Genomic DNA, 23,474 nt, shown 5'->3' with positions numbered 1-23,474 from the left:
GATATCGTGAATGGCGATGGGTAAATGGTAAGTCGTATCGCCCTTGATAAGGATCAAAGAATGACAGCAGGGAGAGTGGGCCCATGACCCGGCCTTTGTCGCACTGGGGGCTCTTGGTGGCGCTGGCCGTCATCTGGGGCAGTTCCTTTGCGTTGACCCGGATTGCCGTGGCGGAGCTGACGCCGGCCATGGTAGTGGCCGGGCGCAATATGGTGGCAGCCCTGGGGCTGCTGGCGCTGGTGGTGGTGCTGGGCCGGGCTTGGCCCCGGGGGCGCCGCGTCTGGGGGTTCATGCTGGCCATTGCGGTGATCGGCAATATGGCGCCGTTTCTGCTGATCAGCTGGGGCCAGCAGCGCATCGACAGTGGGCTGGCCGGCATCCTGATGGCGGTGATGCCGCTGGTGACCCTGGTGCTGGCGCACTTCCTGGTTCCCGGCGAGACGCTGACCCGGCAGCGCCTGCTCGGTTTCAGCATCGGCTTCGTCGGTATCCTGGCGCTGATCGGCCCCGCCGCGCTGCGCGAGCTTGGGGGGCGCGGGGAGACCCTGGTAGCGCAGCTGGCGGTGCTGCTGGCGGCCTGCTGCTATGCGGTGAACGCCATCGTCTCGCGCCACAAGCCGGCCAGCGATGCCTGGTCCACCTCGGCACTGGTGCTGGGCATGGCGTGGCTCTTGACCCTGCCGCTGGCGCTGACGCCCTATCTCGGCGGGGCGTCGCCCGGGCTCTCGCTTTCCGAGCTGTCAGCGGGGGCGCTCTGGGCGGTGCTGGTGCTGGGCATCGTCTGCACGGCGCTGGGCAGCGTGGTCTTCTTTACGCTGGTGGCCGCGGCGGGGCCGACCTTCCTGTCGCTGATCAACTACTTGATCCCGCTCTGGGCGGTGGTCATCGGCATCCTGTTTCTTGGCGAGCGACCGGAGTGGAACCATCTGCTGGCACTGCTGCTGATCCTGGCGGGGGTGGCCATTTCACAGCGCCGGTAGCGATGCTCAGAAATGGCCTTAACGTGTGATTAGCCGGCCGTCGTCGTCCACGTCCAGTCGGCGGTTGCGACCGGCCAGCAGGGCGAAGCCGGCGGCGGCGGCGACGATCAGCAGCAGCACCGTGGTGACGGTTGGCAGGCCCACGTCCAGCTGCAGCAGCACACCCACCGCCAGCGGTCCCATGGCGGCCAGGGTGTAGCCGCCGCCCTGGGCCAGCCCCGACAGCTTGCCGGCCAGGCGGGAGTTGGCGGTGCGCAGCACGATCAGCGTCAGCGCCAGGCTGAAGCTGCCGCCCTGGCCGAGGCCGAGCAGCACCACGCCGGCCCAGCGCCAGCTGTAAGGCCCCTGCAGCAGCAGCCACAGCCCGGTGCCTACGCAGGCCAGCACCAGCAGCAGGGCGGGGCGCTGGTCGCGGCCCAGGCGGGCCAGCCAGGGTGCACCCAGCGCCGAGATCAGCTGGACCATCACCGACGCCCCCATCAGCCAGCCGGCCTCCGACTCGCCGTAGCCGCGGGTCTGCAGCAGGGTTGGCAGCCAGCCGAAGACGATGTAGGCCAGCGACGACTGGCTGCCCATCAGCAGCATGACCTGCCAGGCCAGTGGCTGGGTGAGCAGCTGGCGCATGGAGCCCCCCGGAGGGCTCAGTCCGCCGGCCTGCGGCGAACGTGGCATGAGCCGAATCCAGGCAACCAGAGCGGCCGCCGCCAGCAGCGACCAACTGATCAGGCTGGCCTGCCAGCTGCCGAGGAGGTTGGCCAGGGGAATGCTCAGGCCGGCGCCGAGGGCGCCGCCCAGGCACAGCGCCATGGTATAGACGCCGGTCATCAGGTCGGCGCTGCCGGGAAGTTCGCGCTTGACCAGCGCCGGCAGCAGGGTGCCCGCCACGCCGATGGCCGCGCCGACCAGCAGCGTGCCGGCAAACAGCAGCGGAATGGGCGGGATACCGCGCAGCGCCAGGCCGACGATCAGTGCGCCCAGGGCCAGTGCCAGGGTGCGCTCGGCGCCCAGCCGCTTGCTCAGCCAGGGCGCCAGGGGGGCGAAGATGCCGAGGCAAAGCACCGGCAGGGTGGTGAGGGCGCCGATGGCCAGCGGCGAGAGACCGGTGTCCTGCTGGACCCGAACCAGCAGCGGGGCCAGGGAGGAGAGGGCCGGGCGAAGGTTGAGCCCCACCAGCACCATCAGCAACAGAAACAGCAGTCGTCGTCGGGTGTCTGGGCTAGTGCTCGTCATCATTGGTTCGCCGTTCCCATCCCTTGCCGGGGCGTGCCGGCCGTGTGTGTTCGCCGTCGCGAGGGGCGATCAGCGGATGATCGTCGGCGCTCTTGTCGTCGAACGGAACCACGTTGGGGCCCTCGCTGATCCGGGCATGGCGGCGAATGGATGAGACATCCTCGACGCTGACCAGGAGGGATTGGCCGCCCTGGAGCTGGCGCTGGGTCGTGAGTCGGCCTTCGTAGGTCCAGCAGCGCTGGGGCACCTGGGACACCTGCCAGCAGCGCCCCTGCCAGTGGGCCTGGCCCTGGGCGTCCAGCGTGAGGTTCTCTACCGGTACCAGGGCGGCAAACAGACGGGCATTGAGCACCAGGCCGCTGCCGGCCATGCTGACGGCCCCCTGGTAGCGACCCTCGTTCAGCGCCGCCAGGGTGATGCCGCGCTTCTTCGTGGGCGTCACCTTGGCCTGGCCGCACAGGTGCAGCAGATCGTCATCGATCTGCTTGATGGCCCAGACGGGTATCGGCTGCTTGCCGGTCAACCATTTCAGCATGCTCGGGTCTTCCACGACGTGGAGCACCAGAGGGCCTTCATAGCCTACCCCTCTATTTATCGGCGCCAGGAAAATGGCAGCCTACATTCGCATATTGCACAGTAGGCTGCCATGCGCTGGGTCAAGCTTGGCGAGCACCCTGGCCGCCGCGCCGCCGGCGACGCCCCGTGCCGCTTGACTCGTCGCCGCGACGCTGGCCCTGGGAGGCGCTGCCACCGCTGCGCGCCTGCGCGTTACCGCGCCCCCCGCGTCCGCCGCCACCACCGCCACCGCGGCGGTTGCGGCCGTTCTCGATGGGTTCGGGCTTGGCGTTGGGGTCAGGCTCGAAGCCGGGCTCGATGCGCTTCTCGAGGTCGCGCTTGATCAGCCGCTCGATGCCCTTGAGCAGGCCGTGCTCGTCGACGCAGACCAGCGATACCGCCTGGCCTTCGCTGCCGGCGCGGCCGGTGCGGCCGATGCGGTGGACATAGTCCTCGGCGACGTTGGGCAGCTCGAAGTTGACCACGTGGGGCAGCTCGCTGATATCCAGGCCGCGGGCGGCGATGTCGGTGGCCACCAGCACCTGCAGGTCGCCGGTCTTGAAGGCGGCCAGTGCCTTGGTGCGCGCCGACTGGCTCTTGTTGCCATGGATCGCCATGGCCGGGATGTCCTGCTTGGAGAGCTGCTCGGCCAGGCGGTTGGCGCCGTGCTTGGTGCGGGTGAAGACCAGCACCTGATGCCAGTTCTGCTCGGTTATCAGGTGGGCCAGCAGCTCGCGCTTCTTCTCGCGGTCGACGCGATAGATGGCCTGGTCGACGAGCTCGGCGGTGGTGTTGCGCCGCGCTACCTCGATCATCGCCGGGTTGTCGAGCAGCTTGCCGGCCAGCGCCTGGATCTCGTTGGAGAAGGTCGCCGAGAACAGCAGGTTCTGGCGCTTTTCGGGCAGCACGCGAAGGATCTTCTTGATGTCGTGGATAAAGCCCATGTCGAGCATGCGGTCGGCTTCATCGAGCACCAGGATCTCGACTTTCGAGAGGTCCACGTGCTTCTGCTGCTGCAGGTCGAGCAGGCGGCCCGGGGTGGCGACAAGCACATCGAGGCCGGGGCGGATGGCGTCCACCTGGGGCTGCTGGCCGACGCCGCCGAAGATCACGTGGCTCTTGAGCGTCAGGTGGCGGCCGTAGTCGGCTACGCTTTCGCCCACCTGGGCGGCCAGCTCACGGGTCGGGGTCAGGACCAGGGCACGGATCTGGCGCTTGCCGGGGCGGGGCCCCTGGGCCAGGCGCTGGAGCATCGGCAGGGTAAAACCGGCGGTCTTGCCGGTGCCGGTCTGGGCGCTGGCCAGCAGGTCGCCTCCCTCGAGCACGGCGGGGATGGCCTGGCGCTGAATGGGGGTCGGAATGGTGTAGCCCTGTGCCTCGACGGCACGGAGCAGTTCGGCACGCAGGCCGAGGTCGGAAAAGGTCATGCGGTCTCCGCAGAGTCGCCTCGGCCGTGCCACGCGCGTCAAGCGCGTGGCCAGTCCCGGGCCAAGGCGTGAAAATTCGGTTCAGGGGCGCGGCAGGAGGGACTACGGGTTGCCGCGAGGCCATAGTATGCCACAGTGCGCGCCGGGCCGCAGCTTTATCGTGGGAGCCACGCCGCCGCTTTCGCGCAGCAAACCGTGCTCCAAAAAATCCGGTGAATCGGCCCCCGGCCTTATCCCTTCAAATTGTTTGGCGAATCGCCTCGCCGATCTGCTCGGCCACCCGGTCCCAGCTGCGGCCCAGGGCCCGCACCAGGGCCGGGTAGCCATCGTCGGCAAGCTCGGTGGCGACCCGGAAGTGCTCCGTGGCCAGCAACTGGCCGCCGGGGGCGTAAAGCTGCCACTGGCCGCTGACAATCGCCAGGCCGTCGTAGCGCCCCTGGAAGCGGTCGATCTCGAGTCTCAGGGTGAGAGCCTCGACGCCGCGTCCCTGACCGTCGTCGCGGATCACCCGGGTGTCGGGCAGCGCCACGGCGAGCCGGCTGCGCAGGCCGCGCTCCAGCTGGCGCGCCAGGGGCTCCGCCCAGAGGTGCTGGCGCGCCTCGTTGAGGGTGATGTCGTCGAGCTGCAGCACGATGCCGTCCACGTCCAGGTAGTGGGCCAGCTGCGGGGGGCGGACCTTGAGCACCTGCTCGGCCTCGGCGCCGGCGGCGGCCGGTGGCGCATCGCTGCCGGGCAGGGTGTAGCGCTGGTGGGGGGCGCTCGGCGTGGCGCAGCCGCTCAGCCAGAGCATGGCAGCGGCGGCGATCATCCAGGGCATGGCTCTCATGGGCATCCTTCCTCAGGGGGCTCGTCGTGGTGCGCGCGGCTGGGGGTCGACGGTGTCCAGGTTGTCGAACAGCAGGGAGCGCGGGTTCTCGTTCAGGGTGCGGGCCACCGGCTGCAGGTCGCGCATCAGCCGCTCCAGGCGCTCGGCCGCGGCGGTCAGTTCCCGGTAGGCGCCGGAATCCGGTGACATACCCTGCAGGGTGGCCTGCAGCGCCTCCAGCGTCGCATTGAGGTTGCTGGGCAGGCTTTGGGTGCCGGGGTCCTCCAGCAGCGCCTGGAAGGCGCCGCCGAGCTCGCGCACTTCCTCGAGCATGGCCTGGGAGCTCGCCAGGTTGCGGTCCAGGCCGGCCAGCAGCGGCTCGAGCTCCAAGGCGTTGAGCTTGTCGAGCAGCGCCGTCACCTGGGCCTCGATCTGGGCGAAGCCGGCCGAGGTGGTGGGAAAGACGGTGCGCTGGGCGAACGTCTCGGCCACGTAGCTGCCGGCCTCGTCGCGCTGGAAGTTGAGGTCGACGAACAGCGCGCCGGTGAGCAGGTTGCCGGACTTCAGCGAGGCGTGAAGCCCCAGGTTGAAGAGCCGCTCGAAGCGCGCCTCCCACTCCATCAGGTCCACTTCCTGGTTCTCGATGCCCAGCCGCTGGGGTTCGATGCGGATGAGCACCGGGATCGAGAAGCCGCTGCGGGTCTCCGGCTGGGGGGCGTTGAATTGCCAGGGCACGGCGGCCACGGTGCCGATGCGTACGCCGCGAAACTCCACCGGGGCGCCGCGGGAGAGGCCGCGCACGGTGTCGTCCACCAGCAGCACGTATTCCAGGTAGCGATCGAAGGTGCCCTGACGGGCGCTGTCCTCGTCGGCATAGAGGTTGAAGGTGGTGTCGCTTGCCACCGGCGTGCCCGGGGGCAGGTCCTCGGGCACGGCGAAGGTCACCCCGCCGCCGAGCAGCGCCTCCAGCGATTCGACGTTGATCCGGATGCCGTCGGCGTCCAGGCGCAGGTCGACGCCGCTGGCCGACCAGAAGCGGGTGCTGTCGGTGACCAGGCGGTCGTAGGGGCTCTCGATGAAGACCCGCTGTTCCATGCGCCGCGCCTCGGCGTCGAAGCGCACCTCCTCGACCCGGCCCACGGTATAGCCCTGATAGGTGACCGGGTCCCCGACCCGCAGCGAGTTGCCCATCTGGCTGATCAGGCTGACGCGCAGCCCGGCCACGCCGGCCGGCGACACCGGCGGCAGGTCGCTGACCCCGAAGTCGCGCCGGCCCGCCTCGCCGGGGCCCGGCTCGAGCTGGAGATAGGCGCCGGAGAGCACGGTGCCAAGGCCGCTGATGCCCTCGCGCCCGATGCGCGGCTTGACCACCCAGACGCGGCTCTCCTCGGTGAGCATGGCCTCGGTATCGGGCGCCATGCGTGCGGTGATCACGGTATGGCTGAGATCGTCGGAGAGCCGCACCCGCTCGACGCGGCCGACCTGTACATTGCGGGTCTTGATCAGGGTGCTGCCGGCCTCGATTCCTTCGGCGTTGCTCATGGTTAGGGTGATCAGCGGCCCGCGGCTGCGGTAGTTGTCGTAGACCAGCCACAGGCCGATCAGTATGGCCACGATGGGCACGATCCAGATCGGCGACAGCCGGGCCTGGGGAGAGGGCTTGGCCCGATGCATGTCCCGCGGGGCATCGGGGTCGCGGGGCGTCTCGCTCATCCGGAGGTTCCTTGCGTGTGGCGGGAGGCGCGCGGCAGCGGCGTGTCCCAGATCAGTCGGGGGTCGAAGGTCATGGCGGCCAGCATGGTCAGCACCACCACGGCGCCGAAGGCCAGCGCGGCGGGCCCCGGGGTGATCGACATCAGCGAGCCGGCGCGAATCAGCGCCACCAGAATGGCCACCACGAAGACGTCCACCATGGACCAGCGGCCGATGAATTCGGTCAGTCGATAGAGCCGCGTCCGGGCCCCGGCGTTGAGTTCATGGCTGCGCTCGACCACCAGGCACAGCCAGGATAGCGCCACCAGCTTGCCGACGGGCACGATCACGCTGGCTACGAAGATCACCAGTGCCACCGGCCAGGAGCCCATCTGCACCAGCTCCACCACGCCGCCGATGATGGTCGAGGTGGAGGTCTGGCCCAGGCTGGTGGTGGTCATGATCGGATAGAAGTTGGCCGGCAGGTACATCACCGCGGCGGCTGCCAGCAGGGCCCAGGTGCGCTGCAGGCTGTGCGGCAGGCGCGCGTGGAGCCGCTCGCCGCAGCGTCGGCAGTGGCCGTGTCCCCGCCCGTCCAGGCGGTTGACCAGCCCGCAGGTGGGGCAGCCAGTAAGGCCCTGGGGAGCCGCAGTGGTGCCGGTACGGGCGCCTGGGGGAGCCAGCGGCTCGCCGGTCAGCGAGAACCACATCCAGTCGGCGTCGAGGGACTGGGTGGTGAGCAGCAGCAGCAGGGCGAAAACGCAGAACGCCCAGAAGGAGATGCCGAACTCGATCTGGGCCATGCCGGCCACCTTGATCAGGCTGACCAGGGCGCCAATGATGAACACGTCCGCCATCATCCAGGGGTGCAGATGAGCCAGCGAGCGTGCGATGCTGCGGCTGGCCGGAAGCGGCTGGCCGCGCAGCAGTCCCGCCTGCAGCCAGATCACCCCGCACAGGTAGACCGCCGGCAGCACCACAATGGTGAGGATCACCGCGATGGCGACAATCGGCTGGTGGAAGCCGATCAGGGTGGTGGCGGTCTGGGAGAGCTCGATGCCATGGCCGATGCCGCCGACGTTGAAGCTGACGAACGGGAAGGAGACCGCCAGCAGCAGCGCCACCAGCGCCGACAGCGCTAGCGACATGCTGCGTTGGGCCGGGCGGTGGTGGCGCGTGGCCAGGGTATGGCCGCAGCGCGGACAGTCGGCCTTCTCGCCGGGGCGCAGCGGCGGCAGGGCGACCAGCCAGTCACACTCGTGACAGGCGCGCAGCCGCCGCCGCGAGGTGCGTACCTCGGGGGGTGACTGGTCGACCCGGGGCTCGCCCCGCGGTAGTGAAGGAAGCGTGAAAGGAGGCCTGAACACCGGCGATGATCACCTGAGACGAACGAGCTGCGATGGAAGGTGCGGCGACGGCCCGTCGACTTGTCAGATAGAGCCAAGGCTGTCGATCGTGGGCCGCCCGGCGACAGCGTGGCGCTGGTAAACGTGGCACTGGCGAAAGTGTGACACGTTGACGCAACGCGCACCATAGACAAACATGCACACCTGAATGTTCCCGAGGACTTCCCATGCTGTTACCCGCTGCGGCCGTGATCGTCGGTCTGGTGCTGCTCGTCTGGAGCGCCGAGCGTTTCGTCGAGGGGGCGGCGGCCACTTCGCACCGCCTGGGGCTGTCGCCGCTGCTGATCGGCATGCTGGTGATTGGTTTTGGCACCTCGGCCCCGGAGCTGATGGTCTCGGCGCTGGCGGCCGGACAGGGCAATCCCGGTCTGGCGCTGGGCAATGCCTATGGCTCGAACATCGCCAACATCGGCATGATTCTCGGGCTGGTGGCGCTGATCGCCCCGCTGACCGTGCACTCCAGCGTGGTACGTCGCGAACTGCCCGTGCTGGGGGCGGTGACCCTGCTCTCGGCGCTGCTGATGTGGGGCGGCGTGGTCGGCCGCCTCGAGGGGACCCTGCTGCTGGCGCTGCTGGCGGCGTTCATCGGCGTCAGCATCGTTCAGGCGCGCCGCGGCGTCAGCGACCCGCTGGCCGCCGAGACCGAGGAGAGTCTCGCCCTGCATCCTTTGTCGCTGGCGGCGGGGCTCGTCTGGACCGGCGTGGGATTGGTGCTGCTGGTAGCCAGCTCCCGGCTGCTGGTATGGGGGGCGGTGGCCATCGCCCAGGGCTTCGGCGTCAGCGACCTGATCATCGGCCTGACCGTGGTGGCCGTGGGCACCTCGCTTCCGGAGTTGGCCGCCTCGATCAGCGCTCTGCGTCGCGGTGAGCATGACCTGGTGCTGGGTAACGTGGTGGGCTCGAATCTCTTCAACACCCTTGGCGTGGTGGGGCTCGCGGCGGTGATCACGCCCATTGAGGTGGCGGCCGAAGTGCTGTGGCGCGACTGGAGCGTGATGGCGGCCATGACCGCCCTGATGGTGCTCTTCGCCCTGGGCTGGCGGGGGCGGCCGGGGCGCCTCAATCGCCTCGAGGGGGCCGTGCTGCTGGCCGGCTTCGTGGGCTACACCGCCTTTCTGGTCCGCCTGGTGGTGCAGGCCTCGGGTACCTGATGCGACAACACGACACACTGTCCTGGGTCAACTTTTCATCGCTTTTTTTGGCCACAGTCGTAGGCTGATATCGATAACGGCCTGGCCCTAATAATGACAATGCTGCTTGGCGCTCTTCTACCCCGAGATGAGGCATGCGTTATGGAGCTTGATCCCCTGCTGCTGTCGCGACTTCAGTTCGCTTTCGTGGTTTCCTTTCACGCCATCTTCCCGGTGTTCACCATCGGGCTGGCGTCCTATATCGCCCTGCTGCACGGGCTCTTCTATCGCACCCAGAATCCGGTCTGGGACCGCCTGGCGATGTTCTGGACCAAGGTCTTCGCCGTGGTGTTCGGCATGGGCGTGGTGTCGGGCATCGTGATGTCCTTCCAGTTCGGCACCAACTGGAGCAACTTTTCCCTGGCATCGGCGAACTTCATGGGGCCCATGCTCAGCTATGAGGTGGTGACCGCCTTCTTCCTCGAGGCGGCCTTCCTCGGCGTGCTGCTGTTCGGGCGCGGCAAGGTGCCCCAGGGGGTGCATCTGTTCGCCGCGGTGATGGTGGCGATCGGCACTTTCATCTCGTCGTTCTGGATCCTCTCGGCCAACAGCTGGATGCAGACGCCGGCCGGGGTCGAACTGATGGACGGCAGCTTCCGGGTCACCGCCTGGGGCGAGGCGATCTTCAACCCCTCCTTCGGCTGGCGCTTCACCCATATGGTGATGGCCTCCTTCCTCACCGGCGGCTTCGTGGTGGCCGGCGTCAGCGCCTGGTACCTGCTGATCAAGCGCGACGTAGAGGCCAACCGCAAGGCGCTCTCCATGTGCCTGTGGCTGCTGCTGGTCCTGACACCTGCCCAGGCCGTGGTGGGTGACTTCCACGGTCTCAACACCCTGGAGCATCAGCCCACCAAGGTGGCGGCCATGGAGGGTAACTGGGAAACGCGCTCCCATGTGCCGCTGCTGCTCTTCGCGCTGCCGGACCAGGAGGCCCAGACCAACCGCTTCGAGCTGGGCATTCCGAGCCTCGCCAGCATCATCCTCAAGCACAGTCCGTCCGGTGTGGTGCCGGGCATCAGCGAGGTACCGCCGGAAGAGCAACCACCGGTGGCCATCGTCTTCTGGTCGTTTCGTATCATGGTTGCCATTGGCTTTTTGATGATCGGCGTGGCGATCGCCGGACTCTGGCTGCGCCGCGGTGGTCGCGTCTATGAGCATCGTGGCTTTCTGCAGCTGTTGAGGCTGATGAGCGTGACGCCCTTTATCGCCGTGCTGGCGGGTTGGATTGTCACCGAAGTGGGCCGAGCCCCCTGGCTGGTCTACGGCATGATGAGTCACGCCGAAGGCGTGACGCCGTCACTCACCGGTGGCATGGCGCTGTTTACCCTGGTCGGCTATGTCGCAGTCTATGCGGTGGTGTTCTGGGCCGGGGTCTACTACCTGACCCGGGTGGTGCGCAACGGCATGTTACCTCCTGATGAGCAGGCGGTCGTGGAGGGTGAAGTCGAGCGCGCCAAGCGCCCGTTTTCCGCCGCCCACACCACTTTCGAGCAGGATGCTGGCCCGACCTGGAGGAAATGACCCATGGAAATGTTTGATCTTTCATTGATCTGGGCGCTGATCATCGGTTTCGGCGTGATCATGTACGTGGTGATGGATGGCTTCGACCTGGGCGTGGGCATCCTCTACCCCTTTGCCCCGGATGAGGATGCCCGGGACGTGATGATGAACTCGGTGGCCCCGGTGTGGGACGGTAACGAGACCTGGTTGGTGCTGGGCGGGGCCGGGCTGCTGGGGGCCTTTCCGCTGGTCTACTCGGTGTTCCTGCCGGCTCTCTATATCGGTGTCTTCCTGATGCTGGCGGGGCTGATCTTCCGCGGGATCGCCTTCGAGTTCCGCTTCAAGTCGCACCGTAACCGCCACTGGTGGAACCGCGCCTTCTGTTGGGGCTCTGCGGTAGCGGCCTTCGCCCAAGGCGTCGTGGTGGGTAGCTATATTCAGGGCTTTGCGGTGGAGGACTTCGTCTATGTCGGCGGTGCCATGGATTGGCTGACCCCCTTTACCGTGCTGACCGGCCTGGGGCTGATGACCGGCTATGCGCTGCTTGGCGCGACCTGGCTGATTCTCAAGTCCGAAGGGCATGTTCAGGACTGGGCCTACCGCATGGTGCCCGGGCTGCTGCTGGGGGTGCTGGCGGTCTTTGCCATCATCAGTCTCTGGACGCCCTTCGTGAACCCCGAGGTGTGGGCGCGCTGGTTCGATCGCATCGAGCTGATCTGGATCTTCCCGACACTGGCCATGGCCTGCGCCGTCTGGCTGTGGCGTTCGACTCGTCAGCGTCAGGAGGGGCAACCCTTCGTGGCCACCCTGGGGCTTTTCATCTTCACCTACCTGGGCCTGGTGGCGAGCAAGTGGCCGGTAATCGTGCCGCCCGACCACACCATCTGGGATGCCGCCTCGGCGCCGGAGTCGCAGCTGTTCCTGCTGCTCGGGGTGCTGTTCGTGATTCCCATCGTGCTGACCTACACCGCCTGGACCTACTGGGTGTTCCGCGGCAAGGTCAAGGTGGGTGACGGCTATCACTGACCCGATGCCGCTTGACCAGAAAGCGGCCGGGCGGACGCCGCGACGACTGCTGACCTCCCTGGCCGCCGGTGAGCGACGGCGGCTGGGACTCGCCGTGCTGGCGGGCAGCGTCGCCGCACTGCTGATCATCGCGCAGATGGCGCTGCTGGCCTGGCTTGTCAGCCGGCTGCTGGTGGCCGGCGATGAGCTCGCCAGCTTGGCAGCGCCTTTTCTTGCCCTGGCCGGTATCCAGCTGCTAAAGGGAGTAGCGCTGTATGCCCAGGAGACGTTGGCGCAGGCGGCGAGTCGCGACATTCGTGCCCGTCTGCGGGCCGAGCTGCTGGATCATCTCGCTGCGCTGGGGCCGGTGAGGTTGGCATCGCGCCATTCGGCGTCCCTGGCCAACCAGCTGGTGGAGCAGGTCGAAGTCCTGGACGGCTACTTCTCCCGCTTCGTTCCTCAGCTACGTCTGGCCGTGCTGAGCCCGCTGCTCATCCTCTGCTTGGTCGCCTGGTTGGACTGGCTGGCGGCGCTCTTCCTGCTGCTTGCCGCGCCGCTGATCCCGCTGTTCATGGCGCTGGTGGGGATGGGCGCGGAGCGGCTCAATCGCGACCAGTTCGCCGCCGTGGCCCGGCTCTCGGGTCACTTCATCGACCGGGTGCGCGGTATAACCACCTTGCAGTTGTTCGGCCGCCGCGCCGCTGCGACCGAGGAGGTTCAGGCGGCCGCCGACGACTATCGTCGACGCAGCATGCGCACCCTGCGTGTAGCCTTCCTGTCCTCGGCGGTACTGGAGTTCTTCTCGGCGGTGGCCATCGCCGTGGTGGCGATCTACGTCGGCTTCGGCCTGCTCGGCTATATCACCTATGGGCCCTCGCCAGAATTGACCCTGTTTACCGGGCTGCTGGTGCTGCTCTTGGCGCCTGAGTTTTTCCAGCCGCTGCGTACCCTGTCGCAGCACTACCATGATCGGGCCGCGGCCCTGGGCGCCGCCGAGGGGCTGGTCGGCCTACTCGAAGAGACCCCTGACCCGGTGCGCCGCCAAGCGGCCGACTCTCCCGTGGGGGAGAGCCTGGTTGAGCTGGAAGGGGCCAGCGTCACCTATCCTGGCCGCGGCAGGGTACTCGGGCCGCTCAGCCTGTGCCTCGCACCCGGTGAGGTGCTGGTGGTGACCGGCCCCTCCGGCGCGGGTAAGTCGACCCTGCTCCAGTTGCTGGCCGGTTTCGTGGGGCCCGGCAGCGGTCGGCGTCGCCTGGCCCCGGGGATCGGCTTGGCCTGGATGGACCAGCGGCCGCTGCTAGTGCAGGGCAGCCTCGCCGAGAACCTGCGCCTGGCTTGTCCCGAGGCGAGCCGAGCGCAAATGCATCGGGCGCTGGTTCGGGCAGGGCTGGGGGAGCTGCTGGCCGCCTTGCCCGAGGGGCTCGATGCGACCCTGAGCGAGCGTGGCGTGGGCCTCTCTGGCGGCCAGGCCCAGCGGCTGGCGTTGGCGAGGGTATTTCTTTCCCAGGCGCCACTGGTGCTGCTGGACGAGCCCACCGCGAGCCTCGATGCCGACAGTGAGGCATGCCTCGTCGAGGTCCTGGCCGAGCTGGCCGGCGAAGGGCGTACGCTGGTGATTGCCACCCATCACCCGGCGCTAATGGCGCTCGGCACCCGGCGCCTGGTGCTGGAGGCTGGTCAAGCAGAGGAGGGTGACCATGCGCCACATGGCTGAACACCACTCGCTGATTGCCACCCTGGGCCCCTGGTTCAAGCTGTTGGGGCGGCGCCGCACTCGGCTGGCTGTGGGGGCGGCGCTGATGGGGCTGACTCTGTTGTCGGCGATCGGCCTGCTGGCCCTGTCGGGCTGGTTCATCACCGCCACCGGGCTGACCGGGCTGCTGCTGGCGGCGGGCGTGGCCGTTTCCCTGGAGGTCTATGTGCCGGGGGGCGGCATTCGTTTATTCGCCGTGTCGCGTACCCTGTCACGCTACCTGGAGCGACTCTACAACCATGATACGGTGCTGCGGCTGCTGGCCGATCTGCGGGCCCGGCTGTTCGCGGCGCTATCGGGGCTCGATGGCCATGCGCTCTCGCGGCGACGGGCCAGCGACTGGCTTAATCGCCTGACCGCGGATATCGATACCCTGGACAGCCTCTACCTGCGCCTACTGGCACCGGCGGTGGTGGGGCTGCTGGCGCTGCTCGGCCTGGCCGCCTTCCTGGCGCTGTGGTCGCCCACGGTGGGGCTGGCCAGCGGCGCCTGGCTGCTGCTCGGCTGGCTGTGGGTGACCCTGGGGCAGGCGCGGCTCGGCATGGCGGCCAGCCGGCGTCAGGTGGACGACCTGGAGGCGCTGCGAGCTCGGTTGATCGAGCAGCTTCAGGGACTTGCCGAGCTGGAGGCCTATGGCGGCCTGGCAGAGCATCGACGCCGCCTGGCGACCATCGAGGCACGGCTCTACCGTGACCAGCGGCGTCTCGGGGCGCTGGTGGCACTGGGCAATGCCCTGGCCGGCCTGTTCGTGGGAGGGGGGGCGCTGCTGGCGCTGTGGCTTGCCGCTGGGGCCTGGGAGGCCGGACGGCTGTCCGGTCCGCTGATGGTGATGATGCCGCTGGCCATGCTGGCGATGAGCGAGGCGCTGGCGGCCCTGCCGGCGGCCTTTACCTGGCTGGGTGCCACCCGGGGAGCGGCCGAGCGACTCAATGCCCTGGAGGCGCGCTCTCGTGAGCCGGTTGCCGCCGATGCGCGTACGGCGCCGCCACCGGGGCCATTATCGGTGGCGCTATCGGCGGTGACCCTGCGTTATCCTGGCGCGTTGACCCCTGCCTTGAGCGAACTCTCCTTTACCCTGGCGCCCGGTGAGCGGCTGGCCCTGTGCGGTGCCTCGGGGGCTGGGAAGTCGAGTGTGGCCGGTCTGCTGCTGCGCCAGCTGTTGCCCGATGCCGGGCGCATCACTCTGGGTGGGCAGGCGCTTGGAGACTGGCCAGAGGCGGCGCTGCGTGAGCGGGTGACGGCGCTGACGCAACGCAGTGACCTGTTCGATGACAGCCTGGCGGCCAATCTGCGGCTGGCCGCACCCGAGGCCGGCGATGGCGAGCTGTGGCAGGCGCTGGCGTGGGTCGAGCTGGATGGCTGGGCTGACTCTCTGCCGGCCGGGCTCGCCACCCGAGTCGGCGAGGGCGGGCGCCAGCTCTCCGGCGGTCAAGCCCGTCGCCTGGCCCTGGCACGGCTGTGGCTTCGCGACCCTGACCTGGTGCTGCTCGATGAGCCCTTTGCCGGGCTGGATGCCGAGACCGTGGCGGCGCTGGCTCCCCGCCTCGACGCCTGGCTTACGGGGCGCAGCGTCATCTACCTGGTGCATCAGCTCGGGGTTGGCCCCTTCGACCCGCCGGGCGTGGAGCGTCAGCTGACCCTGGTGGAGGGGCGCCTACGCGAGGCGTAGGCCGGGCACTTTGCGCAAATGTCGTCTTTCTATCAGGATGAGGTGAAACACTCCTGACCGAGAGCTGACCCATGCGCGATTTCCTCAAGCGCCTGCCCAAGGCCGAGCTGCATCTGCATATCGAGGGCTCCCTGGAGCCCGAGCTCATGTTCACCCTCGCCGAGCGCAACGGCGTCGCACTGCCCTATGCGTCGGTCGAAGAGGCCCGCGCCGCCTACGACTTCACAGACCTGCAGTCCTTCCTCGATCTCTATTACCGGGGCATGAGCGTGCTGCGCACCGCCGAGGACTTCCACGACCTGGCCATGGACTACTTCCGGCGCGCCCACGCAGAGGGTGTGGTGCACGTGGAGCTGCACTTCGATCCCCAGGCGCATCTGATACGCGGCGTCGAACTGGAGACGGTGATGGAGGGGCTCGGCCTGGCCCGTCGCCAGGCCGAGCGGGAGCTGGGCATGTCCACCGCCCTGATCATGGCCTTTCTGCGCGACCGGCCGGCCGAGGAGGCCATGTCGGTGCTCGAGCGCGCCGCTCCCTACTGGGAGCTGCTCGATGCGGTGGGGCTCGACAGCGCCGAGCGCGGCCATCCGCCGTTGAAGTTCCGGGATGTCTTCCAGCGCGCCAGACTGCTGGGTATCCCGCGGGTGGCCCATGCCGGGGAGGAGGGACCTCCCGAATACATTCGCGAAGCGCTGGACCTGCTGGAGGTCTGTCGCATCGACCATGGGGTGCGTTGCCTGGAAGACCCCGACTTGGTGGCGCGGCTGCGCGACGAGGGGGTGGTGCTGACCGTCTGCCCGCTCTCCAATGTGCGGCTAAAAGTCGTGGAGCGCATCGAGGAGCACCCCTTGCCCCGGCTGCTCGACGCCGGGCTGCGCCTGACGATCAACTCCGATGACCCGGCCTACTTTGGCGGCGGCGTGCTGGACAACTTCCTGGCCTGTGAGCAGGCCTTCGGCTGGTCGGAGGAGGTTTTCATCGAGCTCGCCGGCACCGCCATCGAGGCCGCCTTCATGAGCCGCGAGCGGCGCCTGGCGCTGCATCGCCAGTTGGCCGAGAGCGTGTGACACCGCTGTCGTTACGGCATCGAGATGACTTGCGCCCCCGGCTGTTCGGAGCCGGGGGCTAGCTCGGGTGGATATCGGCGGCCTAGAACGCCTCCCACTCCAGCGACGCCTGGCGACTCGAGGGACGTTCCCGCTCGCTACGAACGGCGACAAGACGGGTGCTGCTGACGTCGGCGGCAGGTGAGTCGGCCCATGACTCGGCGCGGGGGGTGTCTCCGGCCGACGGGGCGTCGCCCAGTTGGAAGCCGTCGATCAGCCGGCTGAGGCGCTCGGCCTGACGACGCATCTCGCCGGCGGTGTCCGAGTTGTGCTCCACCATGGAAGCGTTCTGCTGGGTCATGGTGTCCATCTGGTTGACGGCGGTGTTGACCTCGCGGATGCCGGCGCTCTGCTCCTGGGAGCCGGCGCTGATCTCGGCGATGACGTCGGTGACCTCGGTGACCCGGGTAACGATCAGCTGCATGGTCTCGCCGGCCTTCTTCACGATCGTTGAACCGTGCTGGGAGTGGGCCACCGATTGACCGATCAGCTCGCGAATCTCCCGGGCGGCATCGGCGGAGCGCTGGGCCAGGGTGCGCACTTCCTGGGCTACCACGGCGAAGCCCCGGCCGTGTTCGCCGGCGCGAGCCGCCTCGACGGAGGCGTTGAGGGCCAGGATATTGGTCTGGAAGGCGATGGAATCGATCATCGAGACGATCTCACCGATCTGTGCCGATGACTGGTTGATGTCGCCCATGGTCGTCTCGACTTCCTGCATGGCCGACTGTCCCTGACGGGCCACCTCGGCGCTCGACTGTACCAGCTGGTCGGCCTGGGTGGCGTGGCTGGCGTTGTTCTCCACCGTCGAGGTGATCTGTTCCATGGCCGAGGAGGTCTGCTGCAGATTGGCCGCCGCCTGGTCGGTGCGCGATGCCAGCTCCTCACTGCTCTGGGCGATATTGTTGGCGGCCTGATAGACGCTGTGCGCGCCGTTGCGCACATCGAGCAGCGTGGCCTGGATGCGTGCCAGGAAGCCGTTGAACTGGGTGGCCAGCTCGCCGATCTCGTCGTTGCTGTTGACTCTCAAGCGCCGGGTCAGATCCCCCTTGCCGTCGGCAACCTCTTGGGCGATCTCTTGCATCGTGCTGGCCGTGTCGCGAATCTGCCGGACGGTACGTCGCGTGATCCAGATGGCGAAGACGGTGATGGTCAGGTTGACCGCCGAGGCGATGAAGAAGAGCCGGACCAGCGATGCGATCAGGTTGTCCCAGGCGGTGGCCTCGGCCTGGGCCATGGCGGCATCCACATCGGTGGCGTAGACGCCGGCGCCGATGACCCAGTTCCACTCGGGAATGGCGGCGGCATAGGAGTGCTTGGGCTCGACCTCGCCGGTGCTTGGGTTGGGCCATTCATAGCGGTAGTCGCCGCCCCCCTCCCGGGCGATGTCGATCATGTCGCGGATCAGCGGCTGGCCGCTGGCATCCGTGGCGTCGAGCATGGCGGTACCTTCCTGCTCGGGCACCGCGGGCTGCACCAGCATGGTGCCGTCGTAGTCGAAGACAAAGACATAGTTGTCGCCTTCGAAGCGCATGTTCCTCAGCAGGGCACTGGCGGCCTGCCTGGCCTCGGTTTCGCTGTCGGCGCTCTGGGCGATTTGCTGGACCATCGACTGGGCCAGCTCGACGATTCCCTCGACGCCGCGCTGGCGCGACGCCAGCATCAGTTCGCGCTGCTGATCGAGCTGGGCGCGGTTGTCCGCTATTCGCTCTCTGGCCTCGAGCAGCAGCAGGCAGGACGAGGAGATGATCAGCGGCACCAGCACCAGCAGCAGAATCTTGTTCTGCAGATTGAGCCTAAGCAGCCGTTGAAGGCCGGCTAAGGGCGATGCGAGGCCGCGCACTCGGGATGGTTCGGTGGGTGGCATGCGAAGTGTTCCCCATGATAGTTGGTATTGTTGATAGGATCGGATATTAATATAGCAGCATATAAGCATATACAACCTTCCCCGTTCTGGACGGAGAAGGCTGTGGTGACAGGACGTCCATTGTCCTGGTGCCAAGGCTTCCTTGCTCTAGCGCTCGTGGCGCCCTTTACGGCAGTGCCGGCACTTCGAAGTGGGGCATTTCGCCGGTCAGGGTGTGCAGGAAGGCGGTGATGTCGGCGATGGTGTCATCCTCGAAGTCGCGGCCGAGCATCTCGGTACCCATGATGGCGACGGCCTCTTCCAGGGTTTCGGTAGCACCGTTGTTCATGTACGGATAGGTCACGCCCACATTGCGCAGCGTCGGCGTACGGAACTTGTACATGTCGTCTTCGTCGCCGGTCACCTCGTAGCGGCCCACGTCGGTGGAGCCGGGCACCTGGATGGCCCAGAAGTTGCTGTCGGTCAGGGCCGGACCACTGTGACAGGCTATACAGCCGTTATCGACGAAGGCCACCATGCCGCGCTTCTCCTGCTCGTCGAGGGCCTGGATGTCGCCGCGCAGGTAGCGATCGAAGGGCGAGTTCGGCGTGTTCAGGGTGCGCTGGAAGCTGGCCAGGGCCTTGGCCAGGTTGTCGGCATTGATCGGGGCGTCGTCGTCCGGGTAGGCGGCGGCAAACTTCTGCTGGTAGAGATCGAACTCTTCCAGGCGCTCCAGCGCCATGTCCAGATCCATGGCCATCTCGATGTCAGCCTCGATGGGGCCGAGCGCCTGGCCTTCCAGATCGGGCTCGCGGCCGTCCCAGAACTGGGCTTCAAGGAAGCCGGAATTCAGCACGGTCGGGGTGTTGCGCTCGCCGATCTGGCCGTCATGGCCGGTGGCCCGCGGGATGCGGTCGGCCCAGCCCAGGGCCGGGTTGTGACAGGTGGCGCAGCTGATCACGCCGCTCGAGGAGATGCGCGGCTCGAAGAACAGCATGTTGCCGAGTTCGACCTTCTCGGGGGTCAGGGAGTTGTCGGCGGGAATCGGCGGGAAGTGCGGCAGTGGCTCGAAGCGGTCGCGGTACTCGCCGAAGCCGTCGCCGGCAAGAACACTCCCGGAGAAGGCGAGCGCAGCGCCAAGCGAGACGGCAGCGGCAAGCTGAGCGGGCCGTGTAAGAGCGTTATAGGTCATGGTGTTCCCCCCTGATAGGCGACTCGGTACGGTCGATATTCTTTATCGCGGAATCAGGTTATTCCCTGTTCTTGAGGCATATCAACCAAGCGCAGCGGTCGGAAAAGGACGCGTCTTGCGCTGGGTCAAGTTTTCTGATGATACTGAGAGTCCTGGATGGACAGGCCTTGTACAGAGTGGCAAGGCGTGTCTTCTACTGGCTGAGTCCCGAGGAGGCCGATGAGATGCCACGCTATCGCTACCCGCAGATTGCCGAATCGGACGTGATCCCCAGGGCGCTTTTCGAAGGGCGACGGCGCTTGCTGCGCCAGGGGGCGGCGCTGGCGCTGCTGGTGCCGCTGGCGATCACATCCTTTCAGCGCGTCCGCGCGGCCATGGGCAACCGTGCCTGGCATTGGCTGCATCGGCTGGTTTATGTCTCGGCGGGGCTCGGCGTCACCCACCTATGGATTCTCACCCGCGCTGACTATCTGGTGCCCAGCCTGTATGTCGGTGTCTTCGTCGTGCTGGTGCTGTTTCGCCTAACGGATGTCATGCTGGTATGGCATAGCCGGTTTACCACAGAGCGGAGGGGGTCACTATGCGCAAGTATCTGGCAATGCTGGCCTGTGGCCTGATGATCGGAGCCGTTCAAGCAAATGATGACATGGACGACGAGGCGATGATTGACCTGGCCTGGGACAGCGGCTGTATGAACTGCCATGACGTGGACCGCAGCCTACGTGGGCCCGCCTGGCTGGATGTCGCCGAACGCTATCGCGATGATGACGAAGCTTTCGAGCGCCTGGTCGAAACGGTTCGCGAGGGCGGCAGCGGTAACTGGGGGGATGAGCGCATGACCCCCAACCGTCGTGTGCCGATGGAGGATATCCGCACCCTGGTGGGTTGGCTTCTGGAGCTTGAGTCCGAGCAGGAGGAGTAAGCGGTCGGCATCGAGAGCGGAGGGTTAACGGGTGGTTGACGATAGCCAGGCGCCGCCCTCCCTGGCGGCGCAGTCAGGCTAGTGGGTGGTGATGAGCATGACGACGCTGAGGGCCGCCGAGATCCACATGGCGGGTTTGATCTCCTCGATGCGGCCGGTGAAGACCTTGATCAGCACGAAGCTGAGGAAGCCGAAGGCGATCCCCAGGGTGATCGAGTAGGTCAGCGGCATCAGGATGATCGCCAGAAAGGCAGGGAAGGCCTGGTCGTAGCGCGCCCAGTCGATCTTGGTGATCGGTGCCAGCATGAACAGTCCCACCAGCACCAGGGCCGGAGCCGTGGCGATCCCCGGCACCAGCGACAGCAGCGGTGAGAGGAACAGGAAGGGCAGGAACAGCAGGGCGATGGTTACCGCCACCAGGCCGGTGCGCCCGCCCTGGGCCACCCCGGCGCCGGACTCGATGAAGGTCTGGGCCGCACTGGTACCCAGCGGCGCGGCGATCATCGAGGCGAAGGCGTCCACGGTCATGGAGCGCTTGAGGTTACGCGGGTTGCCGTCCTTGTCCTTGAGGTCCGCCGACTCCGACAGCGCCATGAAGCAGGAGAGGGCATCGAAGAAATTGGTGAACAGCATCACGAAGATGAACGGCAGGTAGGCGACCTTCAGTGCCCCCCAGATGTCCACCTGCATGACGGCGCTGAAGTCGGGCCAGGCGGCCAGGCCGCTCCACTCCACCACCACATCGCCGCCCCACATCCGCCCCATGGGCGTCGCCAGCAGGGTGGTCAGGGCGATACCCAGGATCAGGGCACCGTTGAAGCGCAGGATCACCAGGATGGCGGTGGCCATCATGCCGATGAAGAAGGTGATCAGTGCCGGGTCGAAGCTGCCCAGGGTCACCAGGGTGGCATCGCTGCCGACGATGAAACCGGCGTTCTTCAGACCGATGAAGGTGATAAACAGCCCGATACCGCAGGTAATCGCATAGCGCAGCGAGGCGGGAATCGCCTCGATGATCGCCTTGCGCACGTTGAATACGGCCAGCAGCGCGAACAGTACGCCGGACCAGAACACGCAGCCCAGTGCCACCTCCCAGGAGAGCCCGGCACCCTGCACCAGGGTGTAGGTGAACAGGGCGTTCATGCCCATGCCCGGCGCGACCAGGATCGGGTTTCTGGCATACAGGCCCATGGCCAGGCTGCTCATGAAGCTGATCAGCACGGTGGCGGAGAGCGCGGCGGAGAAGGGGATGCCGGCATCCGAGAGAATCGCCGGGTTGACCACGATGATGTACATGCCGGCCAGGAAGGTGGCGATGCCGGCCAGCACCTCGGTGCGCAGCGTCGAGCCGCGGCGTGTCACGCCGAAGTAGCGGTCGAGCCAATGGCTCGGCGCTTCGGTGTTACCGTCAAGGGATGTGGAAGTCGGTTCCATAGCAAGTGATCCATTGTTGTTGGAGGTCAGGATGGAAAGAGGCCTTGGGAGCGTCCCGCCGCGCGAATGCGGTCATGGAAGTCCAGCGTATGACATGAGCCTTTGTTGCTGACCATTTGGTCAACATGGCTCGTGAGACAGCCTAGCCAATAATTGACCATTTGGACAGTGCGTTTTCGACCATAGTGTTAGTGGGCAAAATTCGCCTAGGAAGGACGGCAATGATTGGCATCATGTACCCCGTGGGAATGGTGCCGACAATGCCGAAAATGGCCGTTGCAGACGCGGCAAAACAGGGCGATGGCCGATGGGCCATCGCCGTGCTATTGACGTCCGGTGAGCGGCTCGTGTGACGAGAGGCTCAGTCGCGGCTGTGCTGTCGCCTGCCACCGGCCCAGGTTTCTGCCACCGTGCGATCGTCGCCCAGCATCATCAGGGCGAACAGCTGCTCGGAAAGGGTGCGACAGCGCTGGTGGCGGCGCGCCAGCAGCGGGGTGGCGGCGGGGTCGAGCACCACGAAGTCGGCCTCCATGCCCGGTGCCAGCCGACCGATACGGCTGTCCAGCGACAGCGCCCGGGCGTTGCCCAGGGTGAGCCCGTAGAAGCCCTGCCAGGCGGTGAGTGGCTGACCACGCAGCTGCCCCACCTGGTAGGCGGCCTTGAGGGTGGCGAGCCCCGAGAGATCAGTGCCGCCGCCGACGTCGCTGGCGTAGGTGATCCGCAGCCCGGCCTCGCGGGCCGCCAGGCGGTCGAAGAGACCGCTGCCGAGGAACATGTTGGAACTGGGGCAGAACGCCAGGTTGGCGCCACGCTCGGCGAGCCGGGCGCGCATCTCCTGATCGAGGTGAATCCCGTGGGCGAAGGTGCTGCGGGGGCCGACCAGGCCAGACTGCTCGTAGACCTCCAGGTAGTCGCGGCTGCCGGGGAAGAGTTCGGCGACCCAGTCCAACTCGCCGGTGTTCTCGGCCAGGTGTGTCTGCAGCCACAGGGTGTCGTCGTTGCGCAGCACTCCGCCGGCGGCGTCCAGCTGGGCGTGGGTCGAGGTGGGCGCGAAGCGCGGGGTCAGGCTGTAGCCCAGCCGGCCCTTGCCGTGCCAGTCGCCGATCAGCCGTTCGCTGTCGCGGATGCCGCCCTGGGTGTCGTCGGTGAGCGCCTCGGGGGCATGGCGGTCCATCAGCACCTTGCCGGCCAGCATGCACAGGCCGCGTCGCTGGCTTGCCGTGAAGAAGGCGTCCACCGAGGTGGGGTGGCTCGAACAGAAGACCTGGGCGGTGGTGGTGCCCACCCGCAGCATCTCGTCGAGAAAGGCCTCGGAGATGGCTTCGGCATGCGCCTGCCTGGCGAAGCGGCACTCCTCCGGAAAGGTGTAGTCGTTGAGCCAGTCGAGCAGCTGGCGACCGTAGGAGGCCATGATCTCGAGCTGGACGTAGTGCACGTGGCTATCGATAAAGCCGGGCGTGATCAGTTTCTCCCGGTGGTCGATGACCTCGACCCCGGCGGGAAGCTCGGCTGCCAGCCTGGGATAGGCGTCGACGGCGCGGATGCGTCCGTCCTCGATCCACAGGGCGCCGTCCTCGAGATGGCGAACGCTCCCCTCGGCCGGGGTATCGCCCTCGCCGGGGTCGGCATCGAAGCTCAGCAGTTCGGCGCGTATTACGCGCGAGTCGTTCTGGTTCATTTTGTCAGGGCCTTAATGGATACGATGGCCGGGGCTGTTCCGGCGACAGGCCTTCAGGGAGGCGCTGTGAACCCGTCCCTGGGCGCT

The 23,474-nt window shown here is 67.2% G+C and carries 19 protein-coding genes; 9 read left to right on the top strand and 10 right to left on the bottom strand.

Annotation, left to right across the window (positions count from 1 at the left end; translation table 11 throughout):
- Positions 1 to 83 precede the first annotated feature (83 nt).
- On the top strand, positions 84 to 980 hold the full coding sequence (locus HOP52_RS18050; RefSeq protein ID WP_238978876.1) for a DMT family transporter: 897 nt from the start codon (positions 84 to 86) through the stop codon (positions 978 to 980).
- 18 nt (positions 981 to 998) lie between these two features.
- Here the strand turns inward: HOP52_RS18050 and HOP52_RS18045 are convergent, their stop codons facing one another.
- The 6 genes from HOP52_RS18045 to HOP52_RS18020 form a co-directional block, all read right to left on the bottom strand.
- Complete coding sequence (locus HOP52_RS18045) at positions 999 to 2,210, bottom strand: MFS transporter (RefSeq protein WP_238978918.1); 1,212 nt, start codon at positions 2,208 to 2,210, stop codon at positions 999 to 1,001.
- Positions 2,197 to 2,745 (bottom strand): hypothetical protein, encoded by a 549-nt coding sequence (locus HOP52_RS18040; RefSeq protein WP_238978875.1) that lies wholly within the window; start codon positions 2,743 to 2,745, stop codon positions 2,197 to 2,199. The genes HOP52_RS18045 and HOP52_RS18040 overlap by 14 nt, the downstream gene beginning before the upstream one ends.
- A 121-nt stretch (positions 2,746 to 2,866) precedes the next feature.
- Positions 2,867 to 4,192, bottom strand: a complete 1,326-nt coding sequence (locus HOP52_RS18035) for a DEAD/DEAH box helicase (protein ID WP_238978874.1) — start codon at positions 4,190 to 4,192, stop codon at positions 2,867 to 2,869.
- A 238-nt stretch (positions 4,193 to 4,430) separates the two neighbouring features.
- Entirely contained in the window at positions 4,431 to 5,018 is a 588-nt protein-coding gene (locus HOP52_RS18030) for a PqiC family protein (RefSeq protein ID WP_238978872.1), read from the bottom strand.
- Between the two features lie 12 nt (positions 5,019 to 5,030).
- Positions 5,031 to 6,710 carry an intermembrane transport protein PqiB gene (gene pqiB / locus HOP52_RS18025; RefSeq protein WP_238978871.1) on the bottom strand — a complete coding sequence of 560 codons (1,680 nt, stop codon included), beginning with the start codon at positions 6,708 to 6,710 and terminating at the stop codon, positions 5,031 to 5,033.
- Entirely contained in the window at positions 6,707 to 8,056 is a 1,350-nt protein-coding gene (locus HOP52_RS18020; RefSeq protein WP_238978869.1) for a paraquat-inducible protein A, read from the bottom strand. Before HOP52_RS18020 ends, pqiB begins: the two co-directional genes overlap by 4 nt.
- Before the next feature lie 206 nt (positions 8,057 to 8,262).
- Between HOP52_RS18020 and HOP52_RS18015 the strand changes: the two genes are divergently transcribed.
- The 6 genes from HOP52_RS18015 (at position 8,263) to HOP52_RS17990 (ending at position 16,279) form a co-directional block, all read left to right on the top strand.
- Complete coding sequence (locus tag HOP52_RS18015; RefSeq protein ID WP_238978867.1) at positions 8,263 to 9,246, top strand: calcium/sodium antiporter; 984 nt, start codon at positions 8,263 to 8,265, stop codon at positions 9,244 to 9,246.
- 141 nt (positions 9,247 to 9,387) lie between these two features.
- A complete protein-coding gene (locus HOP52_RS18010; protein WP_238978865.1) occupies positions 9,388 to 10,806 on the top strand; it encodes a cytochrome ubiquinol oxidase subunit I in 1,419 nt (472 codons plus the stop codon).
- Between the two features lie 3 nt (positions 10,807 to 10,809).
- Positions 10,810 to 11,811 carry a cytochrome d ubiquinol oxidase subunit II gene (gene cydB / locus HOP52_RS18005; protein ID WP_238978864.1) on the top strand — a complete coding sequence of 334 codons (1,002 nt, stop codon included), beginning with the start codon at positions 10,810 to 10,812 and terminating at the stop codon, positions 11,809 to 11,811.
- Between the two features lie 4 nt (positions 11,812 to 11,815).
- Positions 11,816 to 13,504 (top strand): thiol reductant ABC exporter subunit CydD, encoded by a 1,689-nt coding sequence (gene cydD / locus HOP52_RS18000; protein ID WP_238978916.1) that lies wholly within the window; start codon positions 11,816 to 11,818, stop codon positions 13,502 to 13,504.
- Positions 13,488 to 15,212: a thiol reductant ABC exporter subunit CydC gene (gene cydC, locus HOP52_RS17995; RefSeq protein ID WP_238978863.1), complete on the top strand. Its 1,725-nt coding sequence runs from the start codon at positions 13,488 to 13,490 to the stop codon at positions 15,210 to 15,212. The genes cydD and cydC overlap by 17 nt, the downstream gene beginning before the upstream one ends.
- 71 nt (positions 15,213 to 15,283) lie before the next feature.
- The gene (locus HOP52_RS17990) at positions 15,284 to 16,279 is read left to right on the top strand and encodes an adenosine deaminase (RefSeq protein WP_238978861.1); all 996 of its coding nucleotides are present in this window, start codon (positions 15,284 to 15,286) and stop codon (positions 16,277 to 16,279) included.
- Positions 16,280 to 16,361: 82 nt separating this feature from the next.
- Here the strand turns inward: HOP52_RS17990 and HOP52_RS17985 are convergent, their stop codons facing one another.
- Together HOP52_RS17985 and HOP52_RS17980 are read right to left on the bottom strand one after the other, a co-directional pair.
- Positions 16,362 to 18,182 carry a methyl-accepting chemotaxis protein gene (locus HOP52_RS17985; RefSeq protein ID WP_238978859.1) on the bottom strand — a complete coding sequence of 607 codons (1,821 nt, stop codon included), beginning with the start codon at positions 18,180 to 18,182 and terminating at the stop codon, positions 16,362 to 16,364.
- Positions 18,183 to 18,348: 166 nt separating this feature from the next.
- Positions 18,349 to 19,353 carry a cytochrome-c peroxidase gene (locus HOP52_RS17980; protein WP_238978858.1) on the bottom strand — a complete coding sequence of 335 codons (1,005 nt, stop codon included), beginning with the start codon at positions 19,351 to 19,353 and terminating at the stop codon, positions 18,349 to 18,351.
- Positions 19,354 to 19,577: 224 nt separating this feature from the next.
- Here HOP52_RS17980 and HOP52_RS17975 point away from each other — a divergent pair, with 224 nt between their 5' ends.
- Positions 19,578 to 19,970: a cytochrome b family protein gene (locus HOP52_RS17975; RefSeq protein WP_238978857.1), complete on the top strand. Its 393-nt coding sequence runs from the start codon at positions 19,578 to 19,580 to the stop codon at positions 19,968 to 19,970.
- A complete protein-coding gene (locus tag HOP52_RS17970; RefSeq protein WP_238978855.1) occupies positions 19,934 to 20,275 on the top strand; it encodes a c-type cytochrome in 342 nt (113 codons plus the stop codon). The genes HOP52_RS17975 and HOP52_RS17970 overlap by 37 nt, the downstream gene beginning before the upstream one ends.
- Before the next feature lie 78 nt (positions 20,276 to 20,353).
- Here HOP52_RS17970 and HOP52_RS17965 read toward each other — a convergent pair whose 3' ends face one another.
- Together HOP52_RS17965 and guaD are read right to left on the bottom strand one after the other, a co-directional pair.
- Positions 20,354 to 21,709 carry an NCS2 family permease gene (locus tag HOP52_RS17965; protein WP_238978854.1) on the bottom strand — a complete coding sequence of 452 codons (1,356 nt, stop codon included), beginning with the start codon at positions 21,707 to 21,709 and terminating at the stop codon, positions 20,354 to 20,356.
- A gap of 361 nt (positions 21,710 to 22,070) precedes the next feature.
- The gene (gene guaD / locus HOP52_RS17960; RefSeq protein WP_238978852.1) at positions 22,071 to 23,387 is read right to left on the bottom strand and encodes a guanine deaminase; all 1,317 of its coding nucleotides are present in this window, start codon (positions 23,385 to 23,387) and stop codon (positions 22,071 to 22,073) included.
- Positions 23,388 to 23,474: the final 87 nt, after the last annotated feature.

It is taken from the genome of Billgrantia campisalis (genome assembly GCF_022341425.1).
In the GTDB taxonomy this organism is placed as follows: domain Bacteria; phylum Pseudomonadota; class Gammaproteobacteria; order Pseudomonadales; family Halomonadaceae; genus Halomonas; species Halomonas campisalis.
The sequence above is the reverse complement of the archived record's forward strand: the minus strand, read 5'-3'. Positions and strand labels throughout refer to the sequence as shown.

What these genes read in the sequence shown, in the direction of transcription:
- HOP52_RS18050 (WP_238978876.1), top strand. Translation starts at nt 84, where the DNA reads ATGACCCGGCCTTTGTCGCACTGGGGGCTCTTGGTGGCGCTGGCCGTC.
- HOP52_RS18045 (WP_238978918.1), bottom strand. Translation starts at nt 2,210, where the DNA reads ATGACGAGCACTAGCCCAGACACCCGACGACGACTGCTGTTTCTGTTG.
- HOP52_RS18040 (WP_238978875.1), bottom strand. Translation starts at nt 2,745, where the DNA reads ATGCTGAAATGGTTGACCGGCAAGCAGCCGATACCCGTCTGGGCCATC.
- HOP52_RS18035 (WP_238978874.1), bottom strand. Translation starts at nt 4,192, where the DNA reads ATGACCTTTTCCGACCTCGGCCTGCGTGCCGAACTGCTCCGTGCCGTC.
- HOP52_RS18030 (WP_238978872.1), bottom strand. Translation starts at nt 5,018, where the DNA reads ATGAGAGCCATGCCCTGGATGATCGCCGCCGCTGCCATGCTCTGGCTG.
- pqiB (WP_238978871.1), bottom strand. Translation starts at nt 6,710, where the DNA reads ATGAGCGAGACGCCCCGCGACCCCGATGCCCCGCGGGACATGCATCGG.
- HOP52_RS18015 (WP_238978867.1), top strand. Translation starts at nt 8,263, where the DNA reads ATGCTGTTACCCGCTGCGGCCGTGATCGTCGGTCTGGTGCTGCTCGTC.
- HOP52_RS18010 (WP_238978865.1), top strand. Translation starts at nt 9,388, where the DNA reads ATGGAGCTTGATCCCCTGCTGCTGTCGCGACTTCAGTTCGCTTTCGTG.
- cydB (WP_238978864.1), top strand. Translation starts at nt 10,810, where the DNA reads ATGGAAATGTTTGATCTTTCATTGATCTGGGCGCTGATCATCGGTTTC.
- cydD (WP_238978916.1), top strand. Translation starts at nt 11,816, where the DNA reads ATGCCGCTTGACCAGAAAGCGGCCGGGCGGACGCCGCGACGACTGCTG.
- cydC (WP_238978863.1), top strand. Translation starts at nt 13,488, where the DNA reads ATGCGCCACATGGCTGAACACCACTCGCTGATTGCCACCCTGGGCCCC.
- HOP52_RS17990 (WP_238978861.1), top strand. Translation starts at nt 15,284, where the DNA reads ATGCGCGATTTCCTCAAGCGCCTGCCCAAGGCCGAGCTGCATCTGCAT.
- HOP52_RS17985 (WP_238978859.1), bottom strand. Translation starts at nt 18,182, where the DNA reads ATGCCACCCACCGAACCATCCCGAGTGCGCGGCCTCGCATCGCCCTTA.
- HOP52_RS17980 (WP_238978858.1), bottom strand. Translation starts at nt 19,353, where the DNA reads ATGACCTATAACGCTCTTACACGGCCCGCTCAGCTTGCCGCTGCCGTC.
- HOP52_RS17975 (WP_238978857.1), top strand. Translation starts at nt 19,578, where the DNA reads ATGCCACGCTATCGCTACCCGCAGATTGCCGAATCGGACGTGATCCCC.
- HOP52_RS17970 (WP_238978855.1), top strand. Translation starts at nt 19,934, where the DNA reads ATGCGCAAGTATCTGGCAATGCTGGCCTGTGGCCTGATGATCGGAGCC.
- HOP52_RS17965 (WP_238978854.1), bottom strand. Translation starts at nt 21,709, where the DNA reads ATGGAACCGACTTCCACATCCCTTGACGGTAACACCGAAGCGCCGAGC.
- guaD (WP_238978852.1), bottom strand. Translation starts at nt 23,387, where the DNA reads ATGAACCAGAACGACTCGCGCGTAATACGCGCCGAACTGCTGAGCTTC.